This window comes from Sphingobium sp. KKT206 (genome assembly GCF_055640555.1).
Genome location: NZ_CM145764.1, coordinates 3562350 through 3578703, shown reverse-complemented (window position 1 = coordinate 3578703; position 16354 = coordinate 3562350). Strand labels below are relative to the sequence as shown.

The 16354-nt window shown below is 65.6% G+C and carries 16 protein-coding genes; 8 read left to right on the top strand and 8 right to left on the bottom strand.

The genetic code is table 11. The features are described 5' to 3' along the window. Complete coding sequence (murJ, locus tag ACZ2HM_RS17340) at positions 1-1584, bottom strand: murein biosynthesis integral membrane protein MurJ (RefSeq protein ID WP_037473557.1); 1584 nt, start codon at positions 1582-1584, stop codon at positions 1-3. A gap of 118 nt (positions 1585-1702) precedes the next feature. Further along, the gene (gene secB / locus ACZ2HM_RS17335) at positions 1703-2209 is read right to left on the bottom strand and encodes a protein-export chaperone SecB (RefSeq protein ID WP_037473556.1); all 507 of its coding nucleotides are present in this window, start codon (positions 2207-2209) and stop codon (positions 1703-1705) included. A gap of 182 nt (positions 2210-2391) precedes the next feature. Here secB and ACZ2HM_RS17330 point away from each other — a divergent pair, with 182 nt between their 5' ends. The 4 genes from ACZ2HM_RS17330 to ACZ2HM_RS17315 all read left to right on the top strand — a co-directional run bounded on the left by ACZ2HM_RS17330 (position 2392) and on the right by ACZ2HM_RS17315 (position 6668). Beyond that, complete coding sequence (locus ACZ2HM_RS17330; protein ID WP_470425815.1) at positions 2392-3045, top strand: Tim44/TimA family putative adaptor protein; 654 nt, start codon at positions 2392-2394, stop codon at positions 3043-3045. A 7-nt stretch (positions 3046-3052) separates the two neighbouring features. Continuing rightward, the gene (gene mltA / locus ACZ2HM_RS17325) at positions 3053-4306 is read left to right on the top strand and encodes a murein transglycosylase A (protein ID WP_470425814.1); all 1254 of its coding nucleotides are present in this window, start codon (positions 3053-3055) and stop codon (positions 4304-4306) included. A gap of 10 nt (positions 4307-4316) precedes the next feature. Continuing rightward, a complete protein-coding gene (locus ACZ2HM_RS17320; protein WP_096060766.1) occupies positions 4317-4856 on the top strand; it encodes a Smr/MutS family protein in 540 nt (179 codons plus the stop codon). 102 nt (positions 4857-4958) lie between these two features. Continuing rightward, positions 4959-6668, top strand: coding sequence for a putative bifunctional diguanylate cyclase/phosphodiesterase (locus ACZ2HM_RS17315; protein WP_313924715.1), 1710 nt, complete (start codon positions 4959-4961; stop codon positions 6666-6668). Here the strand turns inward: ACZ2HM_RS17315 and dapE are convergent, their stop codons facing one another. Continuing rightward, positions 6669-7811: a succinyl-diaminopimelate desuccinylase gene (dapE, locus tag ACZ2HM_RS17310; RefSeq protein ID WP_470425813.1), complete on the bottom strand. Its 1143-nt coding sequence runs from the start codon at positions 7809-7811 to the stop codon at positions 6669-6671. A gap of 53 nt (positions 7812-7864) precedes the next feature. On the opposite strand from dapE, the gene ACZ2HM_RS17305 reads away from it, so the two are divergent. Both ACZ2HM_RS17305 and ACZ2HM_RS17300 read left to right on the top strand, forming a co-directional pair. Next, on the top strand, positions 7865-8308 hold the full coding sequence (locus ACZ2HM_RS17305; RefSeq protein ID WP_470425812.1) for a cupin domain-containing protein: 444 nt from the start codon (positions 7865-7867) through the stop codon (positions 8306-8308). A 2-nt stretch (positions 8309-8310) separates the two neighbouring features. Then, entirely contained in the window at positions 8311-9348 is a 1038-nt protein-coding gene (locus ACZ2HM_RS17300; protein ID WP_470426879.1) for a S66 peptidase family protein, read from the top strand. On the opposite strand, the gene ACZ2HM_RS17295 is transcribed toward ACZ2HM_RS17300, so the two are convergent. The 4 genes from ACZ2HM_RS17295 to ACZ2HM_RS17280 all read right to left on the bottom strand — a co-directional run bounded on the left by ACZ2HM_RS17295 (position 9345) and on the right by ACZ2HM_RS17280 (position 13049). After that, positions 9345-9929: a histidine phosphatase family protein gene (locus tag ACZ2HM_RS17295; RefSeq protein ID WP_470425811.1), complete on the bottom strand. Its 585-nt coding sequence runs from the start codon at positions 9927-9929 to the stop codon at positions 9345-9347. The two genes, ACZ2HM_RS17300 and ACZ2HM_RS17295, sit on opposite strands and share 4 nt — an antisense overlap. Next, positions 9929-10729, bottom strand: coding sequence for a 3-deoxy-manno-octulosonate cytidylyltransferase (locus ACZ2HM_RS17290; RefSeq protein WP_470426878.1), 801 nt, complete (start codon positions 10727-10729; stop codon positions 9929-9931). Before ACZ2HM_RS17290 ends, ACZ2HM_RS17295 begins: the two co-directional genes overlap by 1 nt. Positions 10730-10734: 5 nt before the next feature. Beyond that, positions 10735-11745 carry a KpsF/GutQ family sugar-phosphate isomerase gene (locus ACZ2HM_RS17285; RefSeq protein ID WP_470425810.1) on the bottom strand — a complete coding sequence of 337 codons (1011 nt, stop codon included), beginning with the start codon at positions 11743-11745 and terminating at the stop codon, positions 10735-10737. A 302-nt stretch (positions 11746-12047) separates the two neighbouring features. Beyond that, positions 12048-13049, bottom strand: a complete 1002-nt coding sequence (locus ACZ2HM_RS17280; protein WP_333974397.1) for an NAD-dependent epimerase/dehydratase family protein — start codon at positions 13047-13049, stop codon at positions 12048-12050. A 231-nt stretch (positions 13050-13280) separates the two neighbouring features. Here ACZ2HM_RS17280 and ACZ2HM_RS17275 point away from each other — a divergent pair, with 231 nt between their 5' ends. Beyond that, entirely contained in the window at positions 13281-14411 is a 1131-nt protein-coding gene (locus tag ACZ2HM_RS17275) for a GNAT family N-acetyltransferase (RefSeq protein WP_470425809.1), read from the top strand. After that, positions 14408-15277 carry a transcriptional regulator gene (locus ACZ2HM_RS17270; protein WP_470425808.1) on the top strand — a complete coding sequence of 290 codons (870 nt, stop codon included), beginning with the start codon at positions 14408-14410 and terminating at the stop codon, positions 15275-15277. Before ACZ2HM_RS17275 ends, ACZ2HM_RS17270 begins: the two co-directional genes overlap by 4 nt. Here the strand turns inward: ACZ2HM_RS17270 and ACZ2HM_RS17265 are convergent. Further along, positions 15255-16322, bottom strand: a complete 1068-nt coding sequence (locus tag ACZ2HM_RS17265) for a GNAT family N-acetyltransferase (RefSeq protein ID WP_470425807.1) — start codon at positions 16320-16322, stop codon at positions 15255-15257. The two genes, ACZ2HM_RS17270 and ACZ2HM_RS17265, sit on opposite strands and share 23 nt — an antisense overlap. Between the last annotated feature and the right edge of the window lie 32 nt (positions 16323-16354).

Genomic DNA, 16354 nt, shown 5'->3' with positions numbered 1-16354 from the left:
CTATTGCGTTGTGGTCGCGCTCCGCCGACGCATCAGCGCCTTGATATCGGACAGCCGGTAAGCGCCGGTGACGAAGCAGGCCAGCCCGTAGAGCGTGACGCCCGCGCCGACAAGTATAGCGAGCGCGATATAGCGTTGGACCATGGCTCCGCTGAGCCAGGGATCAAACAGGCTGGCCCCCGCGATCAGTGCGCCGCCCATGATGAGCGCGGCGAGCGCGAGGCGCGGCAGGCGACGGCGCAGCCCGGCATCGGCGGCAAAATGGCCGCGCTTGACGAGGGTGCGATAGAGCATCGCCACATTGACGGTGGAGGCGAGCGCGGTGGCAAGCGGCGGGCCGATATGGCCCAGCGTCGGAATGAGCGCGGCATTGCCGACGATGTTGATCAGGATCGAGAGCATGGCGTAGCGCACCGGCGTCCGCGTATCGCCACGCGCATAATAGCCCGGCGTCAATACCTTGACGAGGACATAGGCAGGCAGGCCGATCGAGAAGGCGGACAGCGCCCAGCCGCAGCGCATCGCGTCTTCGGCGGTGAAGCGGCCATATTGGAACAGGCCGCGCACGATCGGTTCGGCGACGGTCAGAAAGGCGATGGTGGCGGGCAGCGTGAGGAACAGGGCGAGTTCGATGCCGCGGTTCTGCGTTTCCATCGCCGCCTCATCCTCGCCCTTCGACAGCATCCGCGAGATGGTGGGGAGCAGGATGGTGCCAAGGCCGATGCCGATGAGGCCCAAAGGCAGTTGGTTCAGCCGGTCGGCATAATAGATATAAGTGATCGAGCCGGAGGCGAGCAGCCAGCCCGACAAAGCGGTCGAGACGAGCAGATTGACCTGCTGCGCCCCCGCCCCGGCCGCGGCGGGCACGATGAGGCGGAGCAGTTCGCGGACATCCTTGTCGAGGCGGGGGCGCTGGAGCTTAAGCGAAACGCCTGCGCGGCGGCAGGCCCAGATCAGCCAGAGCAGTTGCAGCGCGCCACCCACGGTCACCGAAATCGCCTGCACCCGCGCGGTTTCATATTCGTCCGCGCCATGGAAGAACCACAGGCCGCTGATCATCGCGACATTGAGCAGGATCGGGGCGGCGGCGTTGACCCAGAATTTGTCGAGCGAATTGAGGATGCCGCCCAGCAGCGAGGCGATGGAGATGAGCGCCAGATAGGGAATGGTGATGCGCGACAGGGTGACCGCGAAGGCGAACTGATCCGAAGTCGGATTCTGCCGCGAAAAGCCGCCGGACAGCGCCCAGGTGATCGGCCAGGCGGCGGCAATCAGCGCCAGGGTGAAGAGAATGAGGACCGGCAGCAGCACGGCGAGCGCGCGCTGGGCGAAGTCATAGCCCGCAGGCAGCCCGCCCTCGCCCGCCGCCTTCTTGTTGAACAGCGGGATGAAGGCGGCGGAAAAGGCGCCTTCGGCAAAGAGGGCCCGGAACATGTTGGGGAGGCGGAAGGCGACGCCGTTGAAGGCGTCCGACGCGAACCCCGCACCGACATAGCGGGCCGCGAGGGAATCGCGCACCAGCGCCAGGATGCGGCTGACGAGCGTCAGCCCGCCGACTGATCCCAGGGCGCGGACAAGTTTCATGGCATTACCCCCGTGCCCGTTCGGGCTGAGCCTGTCGAAGCCCCACACTTCCTTTTCAAAGAAAAGTGCAGCCCTTCGACAAGCTCAGGGCGAACGGAGACAGGGGTCATCCTGCGTGTCAGGCGTGGCCGGCCGGTTCGCCTGCGGTCTGTTCCAGCGCCTGGGCCTGTTGCAGGTAGAGCGCGCCGAAATCGATGGGGTCGAGCAGCAAAGGCGGGAAGCCGCCGTCGCGGATTGCGTCGGCCAGCACGCGGCGGGCGAAGGGGAAAATGAGGCGTGGCGCTTCAGCCAGCATGAAAGGCTGGATCTGCTCTTCGGGCACGTTGCGCATGCCGAAGATGGCGGCATAGAGCAGATCGACGGCGAAGGCGGTGCCCTGCGGCGCTGTGGCCTTGACGTCAATCTTGAGCGAGATTTCCATCACTTCTTCACCGACGCGGTCTGCGCCGATGTTGAACTGGACGTCGATCTGCGGCTGGTCGGGCCACTGATAGACGGCCGGCGCGTTGGGATTTTCGAAGGACAAGTCCTTCACATATTGGCTGATCAGCGCGATTTGCGGCGCGGTGTCGGCGCCGTTGCCCTGGCTGTTGATATAGGGGTTGGTGTCGGCTTCGTCGGCCATGGTCCGTCCTTATATGGTCAATAATGTCCGGCGGGCCGCAACCCCCCGCGATGTGACCCGCGCGCTTAGCAGGGGGCGCGGAGCAGGGCAATGGCACCGGCACGAAGGGGCTATTTGAAGTTGCGTGCAAACATGCCTATGTTGGTTGGAACATTGTCCCCGCGCAAAGGGTATAGATTTCCGTGTATGTGATCGTCATCCTCGCCATGATAGCCGGTTTTCTGGCGCTCCGGCTCTATTCCGTGCTCGGCAAACGTACCGGACACGAGCAGGAGCCTGCGCTCCGTCCCGCCGAAGACCGTGCCAAGGTGACGGTGCTGCAACCCCGGCCGATGGCCGAGGGCGCGGGCGATTCGGTGCGCCTGGCAGACGGGTTGATCGCACCGGGGGCGGAAAATGGCGTGCGCGCCTTGATCGCCGCCGATCGCAGCTTCGATGTGCCGCAGTTCGTCGATGGGGCCAAGAGCGCCTATCGCATGGTGCTGGAGGCCTTTTGGCGCGGTGACCGGGACGAGCTGGCCTGGTTGTGCGACGAGGATGTGCGCGCTTCGTTTGAAGCTGCGATCGCCGCGCGCGAGGCCGAGGGCCATGTGCTCGACAACCGGCTGGTGCGGATCGAAAAGGCGCAGATCATGGAAGCCTCCGTCAATGGCGGCGTCGCGCAGATCGCGCTGTGCTTCGAGGCCGACATCGCCGCGGTTACGCGCGATCAGGATGGCAATGTGGTCGCCGGGTCGATGACCGATGCGGTCGGGACCAACGATATCTGGACCTTTACCCGCGACGTCCGCAGTGCCGATCCCAACTGGAAGCTCAGCGAAACCGACGAAGCGTGATCGGCGCATGATGCTGCGTTCGAGGGCGGGCGCGCTGGCCGCTGCCCTGCTGCTGTCGGCTTGTTCGGGCAGCATGATCCCGCCGTCCGCGACTGGCCCTGCGCCGTCGCGGCCTGGGTCATCTGGGGAAGTCGCTATCCGCCCTACCCCGGCCACGCCGCGCCCCACCCTTCCGGTCGAAATGCCGACCGATGCGGCCCTGGTGCCGGGCACCGCGGCCGCGTTGGGCGTGACGCGCGGGCCAGAGGTCGGCAGCCTGATCCCGTCGGGCGAGCGATCGCGGCTGGCTTTGCAGGCGTTTCGCATTTCCTGCCCCACGTTGATGCGGCGCACCGATACCAGCGGACTGACCAGGGGGTCGGACTGGAACAATGCCTGCGCGGCGGCGTCGAGCTGGCCGGACACCAGCGCCAGCGAATTTTTCTCCCGCTATTTCGAAGCAGTCCAGGTCGGCGACGGCGCGGCCTTCGTCACCGGCTATTATGAGCCGGAAATCGCCGGGTCGCGCACGCGCCAGCCGGGCTATGACGTGCCCATCTATCGCCGCCCGACCGACCTGATTGACGTCGATCTGGGCCAGTTCAGCGAGAGCCTGAAAGGCCGCACGATCCGGGGCAAGGTCGCGGGCACCAAGTTCGTGCCCTATGACGAGCGCAAGCAGATCGTGAGCGGCGCACTGGCGGGGCGCGGGCTGGAATTGGCCTATGCCGCCGATCCGGTCGAATTCTTCTTTCTGCAGGTGCAGGGCAGCGGGCGGCTGAACCTGCCCGACGGCGGCGTCATGCGCATCGGCTATGACGGGCAGAATGGCCGCGATTATACCGGCATCGGCAAGCTGATGAAGGATCGCGGGCTGATCAAGGCCGGGTCGATGCAGGACATCATGCAATATCTGCGCGCCAATCCGGTCGAAGGCGCGGCCATCATGAACGAGAATAAGAGCTTCGTCTTTTTCCGCGAACTGACAGGCGCGGGGCCGATCGGCGCGTTGGGCGTGCCGGTGACGGCCGAAGGGACGGTCGCTGCCGATCCCAAATATGTGCCGCTGGGCGCGCCGGTGCTGCTCTCGCTCGACCGGGCTGAGCCCAATGGCATGTGGATCGCGCAGGATACGGGCGGCGCGATCAAGGGGGCCAATCGCTTCGACAGCTTCTGGGGTGCGGGCGCGCGGGCGCGCGGCATTGCAGGGGGCATGTCGGCGCGGGGCAGTGCGCTCATTCTGCTGCCGATCGGGTCGGTCGCCCGCCTCACCCGACCCTGACCGGGTGGCGATGGCGCGGCGGCATCTATCGACCGATGAGCAGGCGCTGTGGAGCGCGCTGGCCCGGACGGTGCGCCCGCTGCGCCCGCAAAATCGCGCTCCCGTCGCGCTGCCCGTGGCGATGATCGATCCGCCTGCCCAGAAGCGAGTCGTGCCGCCCCCTGCCCGCCCCACCCCACCGCCTGCGCCTGTCCGCACGCCTGCCGCCGTACTGGACACGGGTTGGGAAAAGCGCATCCGCAATGGCGCGGTCAGCCCGGAGATGAGCATCGACCTGCATGGCCATAGCCTGTCCGCGGCCCACGCCCGGTTGCACCAGGCGCTCGGCGTGGCGCTGGCGCAGGGGGTGCGGGTGATATTGGTGGTGACGGGCAAGCCGCCCAAGGGCGCGCTGTCGGACAGCGCGGCGCGGCGCGGGGCCATCCGGGCCGAGATCGGCCATTGGCTGGAAACCAGCGCCCATGCCGACCGGATCGCCAGCGTCCGTGTCGCCCATCCGCGCCACGGCGGCGACGGCGCGCTCTATTTGATATTGCGGCGCCGAAAATAGCGTTGTCATCGCAAAGTCGCTGACCCTTTCTTAACCACCGTCCTTCATATCCTTGCCCCCTAAGGCTTCATCGTGGAGCGTGCGCCGGGACAGGGACAGATGATGCGGGGGGTGACGTTAAAAAGCCGCGCTGCTGCGTTCGCCTGCTCCGCAGGCGCGCTGGTCTTCATCCTGTCGCTCATCCTCGGCTATACGCCCGGCCAGCCCGATGACATCGGGCAGATCAGCCGCGCACTGATCATCGCCATATTATGCGGGACGATGAGCTGGGCTTCGGCGCGCCAAACGGTCGCGACCACCGCCACCGCCATCGACATGGCGACCGAACGGCTCGTGTCGGCCGCGCATGGCGACCTGCAATCGCCGGTGCCGGGCGATATCGCGCGCGAAATGCCCGATCTTTCCGTGGCGATGGAAAGCCTGTTCAGCCAGGTGCGGACCAATTTGGACCATGTCCAGACGCTCGCGCTGTTCGACCAGATTACTGGCCTCGCCAATCGCACCAGCTTTTGCCGTCAGGTCGAACGCCATCTCGCCGAGCGGGTGGAGGAGCGTAAGGCCGCTTTGTTCTTCATCGATTTGGACGGGTTCAAGGGCGTCAATGATACGCTGGGCCATGCCGCGGGCGACCAACTGCTGGCGCGGGTCGCCGGGCGGCTGCGCGAAGTGGTGATGGCGCAGGTCGCTGCCGGGTCGGGCGATGCCGTGATCGGGCGGCTGGCGGGTGACGAGTTCACCATGTTCTTCCCCAACCTGCCCGGCCATAGTGCGGCGGCGCGCATTGCCCGCGCCATCCAGTTTGCGCTGGGCGAACGATTTGATTTGGGCAGTCAGCATGTCGACCTGGGCGCGTCGATCGGCATCGCCTGCTACCCCGACCATGGCGAGACGCTGACGGCTTTGCTGCGCGCGGCCGATGTCGCCATGTATCATGCCAAGCATGAGGGACGCGGCCGTGCGGAAATGTATAGCGCGGAACTGGCGCTGGAGGCATCCGACCGGGCCGACCTGGAACGCGATTTGATGCTGGCGTTGCAGCGTGACGAGTTCATTCTGGAATTTCAGGCGCAGATCGACATTGGCAGCGGCAGCGCGGTGGCCGCCGAGGCGCTGGTGCGCTGGGCGCATCCCGAACGCGACATCCTCATGCCGGGCGCGTTCGTCACTGTCGCGGAGGAAAGCGGCGTGATCGTCGCGCTGGGCGACTGGGTGATGGACAGGGTGTGCGAAACCGCCGCGCGCTGGGCAGCGGCGGGCATAAGCCAACGGATCGCCATCAACATCTCCACCCGCGAACTGGGGCAGGCTGATTTCTTCCTGCGCCTGCGCCACGCCATTGCCACCCACCAGACGCCGACGACGATGCTGGAACTGGAGATCAGCGAGTCGCTGGCGATGGAGATGGAGCCGCGCGTGCTGGATCAGTTGGCGGCGCTGCGACGCGACGGGGTGCGGGTGGCGATCGACGATTTCGGTACCGGCTATTCCAACCTGTCGCGGTTGAAGGAATTGCCGGTGGATCGCGTGAAGATCGACCGCAGCCTAGTGCGCGACATTGCGACATCGGCCGAAGCGCGGACCATCTGTTCGGCGGTTGTGGGCCTTATCCAAGGACTGGGCCTGGAAGTGGTGGTCGAAGGGATCGAGAGCGAGGCGCAGATGGACATGCTGCGCGTCATCGGCTGCACCCAGTTTCAGGGCTATCATCTTGCCCGGCCGACGGGGGAACAAGCCTATCTCGACCGTTTCACCCTGACCGCAAGCCCGGACCGCGTCCTGTTGCTGCGCCAGCCAGAGCCACGCCGGGGCTGATCAGCCCTGTAGCGCGCGCTCGACGATCAGCGCGTAGATACGCTGCAAATCGCGCAAATCCTGCACCGCGACCGCTTCATCAAGCTTGTGCATCGTCGCATTGTTGAGGCCGAATTCCACCACCGGGCAAAGGCGCGAGAGGAAGCGGGCGTCCGACGTGCCGCCGGTGGTCGACAGGTCGGTGGCAAGGCCGGTGACATCGCGGATCGCGCCGCTGACCAGATCGCTGAACGCACCGGGCGGGGTCAGGAAGGGCTCGCCGCTGATCTTCGCCTCGACCGTACCGCCCTCGGTGGCGGCGATGGCGGTGATCCGCTCGATCAACGACGCGCCGCTATGCCGGTCGTTGAAGCGGATTGAGATGCGCGCGGTCGCGAGGCCGGGAATGACATTATGGGCGGGATTGCCGACGTCGAGGTCGGTGATTTCGATATTGCTGGGCTGGAACCAGTCGGTGCCCTCGTCCAGCGTCTCGGCTTCGATGGCGGACAGGATGCGCACCAGCTTCGGGATCGGATTGTCGGCGAGATGGGGATAGGCGACATGGCCCTGACTGCCCGCCACGCTGATCCACATATTGACCGAACCGCGGCGCCCGATCTTGACCACGTCGCCCAGTTGCGCCGAGCTGGTCGGCTCGCCGACGAGGCAGAGGTCGGGGCGCAGTTCGCGCGCGGCCATCCGCTCCATCAGCGCGAGCGTGCCATGAACGGCCGGGCCTTCCTCATCGCCGGTGATGATCAGGCTGATCGTGCCGGGCAGATCGTCGGGCAGATCGTGCAGCGCTGCGACGAAGGCGGCGATAGAGCCCTTCATGTCCACCGCGCCGCGGCCGTAGAGCAAATCACCGCGCTGTTCGGGAACGAACGGGTCGCTGGTCCAGCCCGGCCCCGGCGGCACGACGTCGAGATGCCCGGCAAAGGCGAAATGCTTGCCGCCGCCCGTGGTGCGCCAGGCGAGGAGATTTTCGACCGGGCCATCAGGCGCGTCGCCGGTGACGAAACGATCGACGGTAAAGCCCAGCGGTTCCAACATAGCCTGCAGCGCGGTAAAGACGGCGCCGGCTGCAGGTGTTACGGAGGGGCAGGCAAGCAGTTGCTCGGCAAGCGCCACGACATCATGATTGGCTCTGGTGCTGGTCATGCCCAGGCGTTAGCGAAAGCCGGGCCGCTTGGCCAGCAGGAGGAGACAAGGCCGTGCCCCGGATCGACCTGGATGCCATCGCGCAGACCAATGCCACCGGCTATCCCGCGCGCCATGCCGACATCGTCGCCGGGCGGTGGGTCAGGCGGCTTGGCCCGGCAAGCGATCTCTCCGATTTCGGCGTGAGCCATGTCGTGCTGAAACCCGGCGCGGCGTCGTCCCACCGACATTGGCATGAGGATGAGGACGAGTTCGTCGTGATGCTGGCGGGGGAAGCCATGCTGGTCGAGGAGGATGGGCGCACGCTGATGCGCGCGGGCGACATGGCGGCCTTTCCCAAGGGCGAGCCGAATGGCCATCATCTGGTCAATGAAAGCGACGCCGATTGCACTTTCCTGGCGTTCGGGCGGCCACCGACCGGCGATCGCCATTATGCCGACATCGACCTGCGATGGTCGAGCGGTCAATATCGCCACAAGGATGGGAGCGGCTTTTGACGATGTGGGTGGATCGGCGCGCGCTGATGACGGGCATGGGCGCGATGTTGGTGGCGGCCAAGGCACCGCCGGTTGCGCCTTTGCCTGCGACATTGGTGAAGCCGCCGCGTCTGCGGCCCGGCGATGTTGTCGGGCTGATCGAACCGGCGGGGTTTACCGACGATATGTTCGACCTTGATCTGGTCAAGGAAACGATCGTGGCGATGGGGCTGGTGCCCCGACCTGCGCCGCATCTGGCCGCGCGCCATGGCTATCTCGCCGGGACCGACAAGGAGCGCGCCGCCGACGTCAATGCTATTTTCGCCGATCCGCAGGTGCGCGCCGTGTTCGCGGTGCGCGGCGGATGGGGTTGCGCGCGCATCCTGCCGTTGCTCGATTTCGCGACGATCAGGGCCAATCCCAAGCTGCTGATCGGTTTCTCGGACATCACCGCGCTGCACATGGCCTTTGCCGCACGGGCGGGTTTCACCACCATCCATGGACCCAATGCGTCGAGCAGTTGGGGCCGTTTTTCCTGGGATGGATTTCGTGCGGTCGCGTTCGACGGGGCGATGCCAACCTTTGCCAATCCGGTCAGCAATGAGGATCGGCTGGTTCCGCGCGCCGGGCGCATCCGCACCTTTCACCCCGGCAAGGCGAGCGGGCGATTGCTGGGCGGCAACCTGACCGTGCTGGCGGCCTTGATGGGAACGGGCTGGCTACCCGATTTCAGCGGCACGATATTGTTCATCGAAGATATTGGCGAAGCGCCCTATCGCATCGACCGGATGCTGACCCAGTTGGCACTAGGCGGCGTCCTGAGGCGGCTGGCGGGCGTGGTGTTCGGCCAATGTACCGATTGCGGGGCGAGCGGGCCGTCCTATGGTGGGTTTACCCTGTCGGAAGTGTTGCAGCAGCATTTTGGTTCCCTAGGCATCCCCGCCTTCCAAGGCGCACAATTCGGCCATGTCGCCAACCAGTTCAGCCTGCCGGTGGGCGTGCGGGCGGAGATGGATGCGGACGCCGGGACGATCCGCTTGCTGGAATCGGCGGTCGCTTAAGGCCGCTCGTCCCAGCGGACCAGCGTGACCGCGCCATCGGGAGCGATGGCCAGTTCGCCGAACGCCCCGGTGCGCAGCTTCCGCGGCGGCAGACCGAGCGCCAGCAGCGCGAAGCGGGCCGCGCCGTTGGAAGTGACGAGCAGGTCGGCCCCCTCCCCGGCTTGCGCGAAGAAGGCGCGCCAGGCGGCGATGCGGGTTTCGGCATCGACGATCCAGCCATCGGGCGCGATGCCCCGTTCTTCCCAGTCCGCCAGCGCTTGCGCGCCGATGCGGTCGAGCACGTCGGCTTCGGGGCGCCCTTCGTCGGGGCCATGGTCGATCTCGCCTAGCCAGTCGCGCGTGTCATCTTGCGCATGGCCGGTAGCGGCGGCGATCGCAGCGGCGGTCTGACGGGCGCGGAGGAGCGGGCTGCTGAACAGGCGGTGGATGGGGAATGATTGCTGCGCAAACCAGGTGCCGAGGCGCTCGGCCTGGGCGTGACCGCTGTCGACCAGCGGGATGTCGGTGCGCGATCCGATGCGGCAGGCCTCAGCGCTGCTGGCGAAAGTGTTGCCGTGGCGGATGATGAAGATGTGGCGCATCAGAGCGGAGGCGTGGGGTCGCCATGCTGGGCGATCAGTGCTTCCACGCGGCTGATATCGGCTTCGGTATCGATGCCCGAACTGTCGAAGGAGGGCGGATCGACGGGGACGGTCATGATCGGAATGCCGAGTTGCAAGAGGCGGAGTTGCTCCAGCCCTTCGAGATTTTCCAATGTTGTGGGCGGGCAGGCCTCGAACCGAAGCAGCGCGTTCAGCGCATAGCCATAGAGGCCGACATGGCGCCAGACCGGCGAGCGCGGCAGGCTGGCGCGCAGGCTGTCTTCATTGCGGATGGCGGGGATGATCGCCTTGGAAAACCAATAGGCATGGCCGTCGGGCGCGCGGGCGCAGGTGGTGCCGCTGAACGGTGAGCGAGTCTTGTGATCGCGCAGGGCGTCGAGTGCGGGCCAGTCGAGCGCGATGACCGGGGTGGCGACCTGTGCGCCCGCCTCCAGCGCAACGATGACGGCGCCGAGCGCGCCCTTGGGCTGGAAGGGCGAATCGCCCTGGAGGTTGATGACGAAGTTGGGTGCTGTGGGCTGGGCCAGGGCGGCGGCGAGCGCGCGGCCTGATCCGGTGGCGATGGCGCTGTCGGTCATCACCGCCTCGCAGCCCACGGCGCGGGCATGATCGGCAATTTCGGCGTCATCGGTGGCGACGGTCAGCGCCACCCCTGCCCTGTCGCCAATCGCCGCGCGCGCCATGGCGATCGTGCGATGCAGCAGCGTGCGCCCTGCGATGAGGCGCAGGGGCTTGCGCGGCAGACGGGAAGACCCCGCCCGCGCGGGAATGACGACAATGTGGTTCAGGCGACCCCGGCGTGCAGCAAGTCGTGCATATGGACGGCCCCGACCAGGCGGCCCTTTTCGCAGACGAACAGCAGCATGATATTATGCTCATGCATGACATGCAGCGCTTCGTGGGCGAGATCGTCGGGGGTGATGGCGTGGGGCGTGACCGTCATGAAACGGCCTACCGGTTCGGTCAGATTCTGCTTGGCCGTGACGGCGCGGCGCAGGTCGCCATCGGTGAAGGCACCGATCAGCCGCCCTTCATTATCCGTGATCGCCGTACCACCGAGGCGCGCGCGGGTCATTTCGATCGTCGCGTCCAGCAACGAGGCGTCCTGACGCACCTGCGGCACGTCGCCGCCCTTCGACATCAGTTCGCGCACCTTGAGCAGTTGCGCGCCGAGACGGCCATTGGGATGGAATTTGTGGAAATCGTCGGCGGAAAAGCCGCGCATTTCCATCAGCGAAATCGCGAGGGCATCGCCGAACGCCATCTGCACCGTGGTCGAAGTGGTGGGGGCCAGCGCGTTGGGGCAGGCTTCCTGCACTTCTGGCATCAGGATGCAGATGTCGGCGGCCTGCGCGACGGTGCTTTGCGCCTGCGCGGTCATCGCCAGCAACGGGATGGCGAAGCGTTTGCAATATTGAATGATCGGGCCGAGTTCGGTCGATTCGCCCGAATGGGACAGCATCAGTACGACGTCGTCGGGCGTCACCATGCCAAGGTCGCCATGCCCCGCATCGGCGGGATGCAGGAAGATGGCAGGCGTACCAGTGGAGGTGAGCGTCGCGGTCATCTTGCGCGCGACGATGCCGCTCTTGCCGATGCCCGTGACGATGACACGACCGCGGACCTGCATCAAGACGCCGACAAGGCGCAGGAAGGTGGCGGCAAATTCCCGCTGGCCAAAGCGGGATTCGAGTTCGTTAAGGCCGGTCGCGGCGATGGAGAGGCTTCTGCACGCCGTCTCTACGATACGGCCACCTGAGCCGAAAGGCACGATTTTGGATGCTGATGTTGACACGCGTTTGCCCTTTTTTCCGCGCTCCGCCGCGAGCTTGTCTCACTGGCGGAGACGGTGGACGAACCGCCGATTTCGGCGTGATGTCCTCCCTTGTTCCGCGACCCCCGGACGGAAATACCGCCCGGCATGGTGCGACTGTTTACGCCGTTTCAGGGACTTATGGCAATCCTTTTTGCAACTGCGAAAAAATCATTACAGGAAAATGACGGCCCTGTCCGCGCCCCAAAATCCGCTGAAACGACGGCTTTGAGCGACCAGCCGCGCAGCCATTTTCAGCTTCGGGCGTGCGGCGTCCGGCAACCTTATGAGACCCCGTGATAATCACGATACCATTGGACGAATCGGGGGACACCCGATTCGATGCCCACCGATGGCGCGAAACCGATGTCGCGGGCGATCGCGCTGATGTCGGCGAAGGTCGCATGGACATCGCCCGGCTGGATCGGCTGAAAGTCGATCTGGGCCTTGATCCCTATCGCGTCCTCCAGCACGGCGATGAGGTGCATCAATTCTTCGGGCCGGTTGTTGCCGATATTGTAAAGCCGGTGCGGCGCGCGGCTGCCGCCTGCCTTGAGCGCACCATCGTCGGCGGGGGGATGATCGAGACAGCCCAAAATGCCGGTCACGATATCGTCGATATAGGTGAAGTCGCGCTGCATCCGGCCATGGTTGAACACCGGGATCGGCTGGCCCGCGAGGATCTTGGACGTGAAGATCCACATCGCCATATCGGGGCGGCCCCAGGGACCATAGACAGTGAAAAAGCGCAGGCCCGTCATGGGGATACGGAAAAGATGGGCGTAGGTCTCACTCATCAGTTCGTCGGCGCGCTTGGTCGCGGCATAGAGCGAAACGGGATGGTCGGCGCGATCCTCGACGCGGAAGGGCAGCGTGTCATTGCCGCCATAGACCGAGGAAGAGGAGGCATAGACCAGATGCCGCACCCGCCGTTCGCGCGCGAGTTCGAGCATGTTGACATGACCCGCCAGGTTGGAGCGGACATAGGCATGGGGATTGATCAGCGAATAGCGCACGCCGGCCTGCGCGCCCAGATGCACGATCGATTCGATCACCTGATCATGGAGCGTCGCATTGACCGCATCCATGTCGGCGAAATCCAGTTCGTGGAAGGTGAACAGCTTGCCATGGGCGGCGGACAGGCTGTCGAGTCGCGCGCGCTTGAGCGACACCGGGTAATAATCGTTGAGATTGTCGATGCCGACCACGGCATGACCCTGCGCCATCAGGCGATCGGCGACATGCATGCCGATGAAACCCGCAGCCCCCGTGACCAATATCGTCATGCCCATTTCTCCACGCCTGTCGGTCCTGCTGTCCGACGATCCGCCTTTATATGTAAAGCCTCGTCGGGTCGCGTCCTAGAGCAGTTTCCGATCCGATTGCATCGGCTCGGCTGCTCTAGGGTTTTGGTTTGCCGCGTTTTCCGAGTCAGCACGTGATTCCACCTGCTTGGAAAACGCTCTAGCGCGGAGGATTTAGCCTTTCCCTAATCTTTCCGATCTAAAGGCGGAGAGATGGACATGGCATCCCATCCCCTGCCCCCTTATTCCCATCCGGCGGGTGTGCCGCAGCGCGCGCGCTGGGAAGAACTGGCCGTCCATGCGGCGGAGGCCAATGCCTTTTATGCGCCCGACATGCTGGCCGCGGCGATCGATCATCTGGCAGCGGATGGCGACGTCCGCCTGATCGAAGCGCGCGAGGGGGACAGGCTGATCGGCCTGCTGCCCGTCACGGTGCGATCGCGCCATGGGCGGCTGCCGATCGGCTGCGTCGGCAATTGGGTGCATGATCATTGTTTTTTCGGCGCGCCGATAATCCGGCAGGGGCATGAGGCGGCGGCGTGGCGCAGCTTTCTGGCGCAGTTGGACGAAGCCCCCTGGGCGCGCGGCTTCCTCCATCTCGAAGCGATCGACGCGGCGGGGGCCAATGCCGCCGCCATCGAAGCGGTGTGCGTCGAGCAGCGGCGCGGATGGCGCGAGATTCATCGCTATGACCGGGCGATGCTGCGGTCGGACCTGACCGCCGACGCCTATTGGGAGAGCCAGGTCCGGGCGAAGAAGCGCAAGGAATTGCGGCGGCTGCAAAAGCGGCTGGCGGACCTGGGCGTTGTAGAAAGCCGGTTGCTGACCGATCGGAGCGACGTGGCGCGCTGGTGCGGGGAATTTCTGGCGCTCGAAGCGTCGGGCTGGAAGGGCCGCGAGGGAACGGCGATGGGCTGCAAGCCTGCGGACGCAGCCTTTTTCCGCGCGGCTTGTGCTGCCGGGTTCGATGCCGGGCGGCTGCATATGCTGCGGCTCGACCTTGACGAGCGGGCGATCGCGATGCTGGTCAATTTTCGCCATGGCGCGGGTGCCTTTTCCTTCAAGATAGCGATCGATGAGGAATATGGCCGTTTTTCGCCCGGCGTCCTGATCGAGATCGCCAACCTGCATGCGGTGCAGGATGATTCGGCGATCGGCTGGATGGACAGTTGCGCCGCGCCTGATCATCCGATGATCGACAGCCTGTGGGCCGAACGGCGCACAATCGTCCAATATCGTATCGCCCTCCACGGCCAGGGCATGACGCAGTTTCAGCGGGCGGCGGCCTTTGCCATCGCCAATGGCGTCGAGAGTGCCGCCAGACTTTTGAAAGGACAGGGATGACCGCCCATAGCCCGATCGCGGCCGCCAGGGTCGCGACCTTCCCCGACACTGCGCGCGCGACCTTCGCCGCCGCTTACCCCGGCCAGCCCGCCCGTTTGTGCCACGACCTGGTCGGGCACGCATTGCTGACGCTCGACGCGTTGGCGACGCTGGCGGAGCGGATGCCTGCATCGTCGGTGGAATATAATCTGGGCAAACTGCCGCTCGGCGTGCGGCCGGAGGATACGCCGTCCAACGGGCTGACGCTGGGTGAGACGATCCGCACGATCGAGACCAATGGCAGTTGGGCGGTGCTGAAGAATGTCGAACGCGACCCGGCCTATGGCGCGCTGCTGGATGCGGCGCTCGCCGATCTGGAGCCGATCGTCCATGCCGCGACCGGGCCGATGCTGCATCGCGAGGCCTTCATCTTCCTGACATCGCCGGGCAGCGTAACGCCGTTCCACATGGACCCGGAGCATAATATCCTGCTCCAGATCATGGGCGACAAGGTGATGACCGTCTTTCCCGCGCGCGACGAAGCGCTGGTCCCGGCGCAGAAGAGCGAGGATTTCCACGGTGGCGGGCATCGCAATCTGGTGTGGCAGGACGGGTTCAAGGCGCGCGGCACCGCTTTTCCGCTGGCGCCGGGCGAGGCGATCCATGTGCCGGTGAAAGCACCCCATTTCGTCGAGAACGGCCCTGCCGTATCGATAAGCCTGTCGGTGACATGGCGGTCGGAACGCAGCGTGGCGGAGGGCGAATTGCACAGTTTCAACGCGCTGCTGCGCAAACGCGGCCTGCCCACCGGCACGGTCAGCGCCCGGCCGGAACGGCAGGGGCTGCGCCGCCTCGTCTATCGCATCATGCGGAAGCTGGGCGTTTAAGCAGGCGGCGCAACAGCGCTTCGGCTTCGAGGCGCGGGCTGAACCGTTCGATCATCCACCATTCCAGGCTTTCCTCGCAGGTGGAAAGGCTCTGCTTGTAGCGATCTTTGCCCGCGAGCAGCGAGTAGAGCGACAGGTCGCGCTCAGCATAATATGCGACGGCGGCGGCATGGCAGAGCAGGCCGGGTTTGTCCTTGGCAGTGCGCGGTTCGGCAAAGGCGGACTGATAGTTCATCGCGACGCCCCGATGGACGAAGTTGACGAGCAGGCCGACCACCCCGCCTGAATCAGTGAAGCGCAGCAGTTCGACCGAGCCGCCGGGCAAGCCGCGCGCGGCGATGGTGGCGACGAAAGCGCGGAAGCCCGCATCGTCCCACGCATTGTCGGCGTGGCGACCGCTGTTGAGCGCTGCCATCTCGTCCAGCCAGGGGGTTATGTCGTTGAGGCCAGCGACGGCGACGTCTGGCAAAGGACCGCCATGATCCTTCATCGCACGCCGAATCTGGCTGCGGGTGTTGGCGCTGAGCAGTGACAGATAATCCCCATTCGCGGCGCGCACGGCGGCGAGATCGACCTGATAAACGGGCGACACGTCGCGGCGCGTCTTGCGGCGGGCGGGCAGGTTCAGCAGCGGCGAGTCCGGCGCGATGCCGCTGAGGCGGAGAGCGCGCCAGTCACGGCGACGGGTGAGCGCTTTGACGGCGACGGCGGCGGCTTCTACCTCCCGGCCTGCCTCTGCCAGCAGGCCATTATATTCGACATAGGGGCGGTCTGCGGCGGGATCACCCGACTGGTTGAGGCTGAGCGTGGCGACGCCGCCCAGCAGGCGCGATTGCATCGCGTGGCCGACCAGCGCGAGGGCAATGTCCTTGCCATCGGCATCGGTGACAGCAAGCAGTTCGGGGCGGATGGCATAGCTGTCGAGCCAGGCGCCGGTCCAGGTCCAGCCAAGGAAGAAGGACGCGTCGGCGCGTGCCTCGAGCGCCTGCCAACGGGTTGCCAGCGCCGCGCGATCGGGCAGCGAAAAGGATGCGGTAAGAGCCATCGCGCTCCTTGTGGCAGAGCGCCCGGCGCGGT

Coding starts and splice junctions, on each gene's coding strand:
- ACZ2HM_RS17295 (WP_470425811.1), bottom strand. CDS start 9,929: ATGCGCCACATCTTCATCATCCGCCACGGCAACACTTTCGCCAGCAGC.
- ACZ2HM_RS17320 (WP_096060766.1), top strand. CDS start 4,317: ATGGCGCGGCGGCATCTATCGACCGATGAGCAGGCGCTGTGGAGCGCG.
- dapE (WP_470425813.1), bottom strand. CDS start 7,811: ATGACCAGCACCAGAGCCAATCATGATGTCGTGGCGCTTGCCGAGCAA.
- ACZ2HM_RS17280 (WP_333974397.1), bottom strand. CDS start 13,049: ATGACGATATTGGTCACGGGGGCTGCGGGTTTCATCGGCATGCATGTC.
- ACZ2HM_RS17275 (WP_470425809.1), top strand. CDS start 13,281: ATGGACATGGCATCCCATCCCCTGCCCCCTTATTCCCATCCGGCGGGT.
- ACZ2HM_RS17270 (WP_470425808.1), top strand. CDS start 14,408: ATGACCGCCCATAGCCCGATCGCGGCCGCCAGGGTCGCGACCTTCCCC.
- secB (WP_037473556.1), bottom strand. CDS start 2,209: ATGGCCGACGAAGCCGACACCAACCCCTATATCAACAGCCAGGGCAAC.
- ACZ2HM_RS17265 (WP_470425807.1), bottom strand. CDS start 16,322: ATGGCTCTTACCGCATCCTTTTCGCTGCCCGATCGCGCGGCGCTGGCA.
- mltA (WP_470425814.1), top strand. CDS start 3,053: ATGATGCTGCGTTCGAGGGCGGGCGCGCTGGCCGCTGCCCTGCTGCTG.
- ACZ2HM_RS17300 (WP_470426879.1), top strand. CDS start 8,311: ATGTGGGTGGATCGGCGCGCGCTGATGACGGGCATGGGCGCGATGTTG.
- murJ (WP_037473557.1), bottom strand. CDS start 1,584: ATGAAACTTGTCCGCGCCCTGGGATCAGTCGGCGGGCTGACGCTCGTC.
- ACZ2HM_RS17315 (WP_313924715.1), top strand. CDS start 4,959: ATGCGGGGGGTGACGTTAAAAAGCCGCGCTGCTGCGTTCGCCTGCTCC.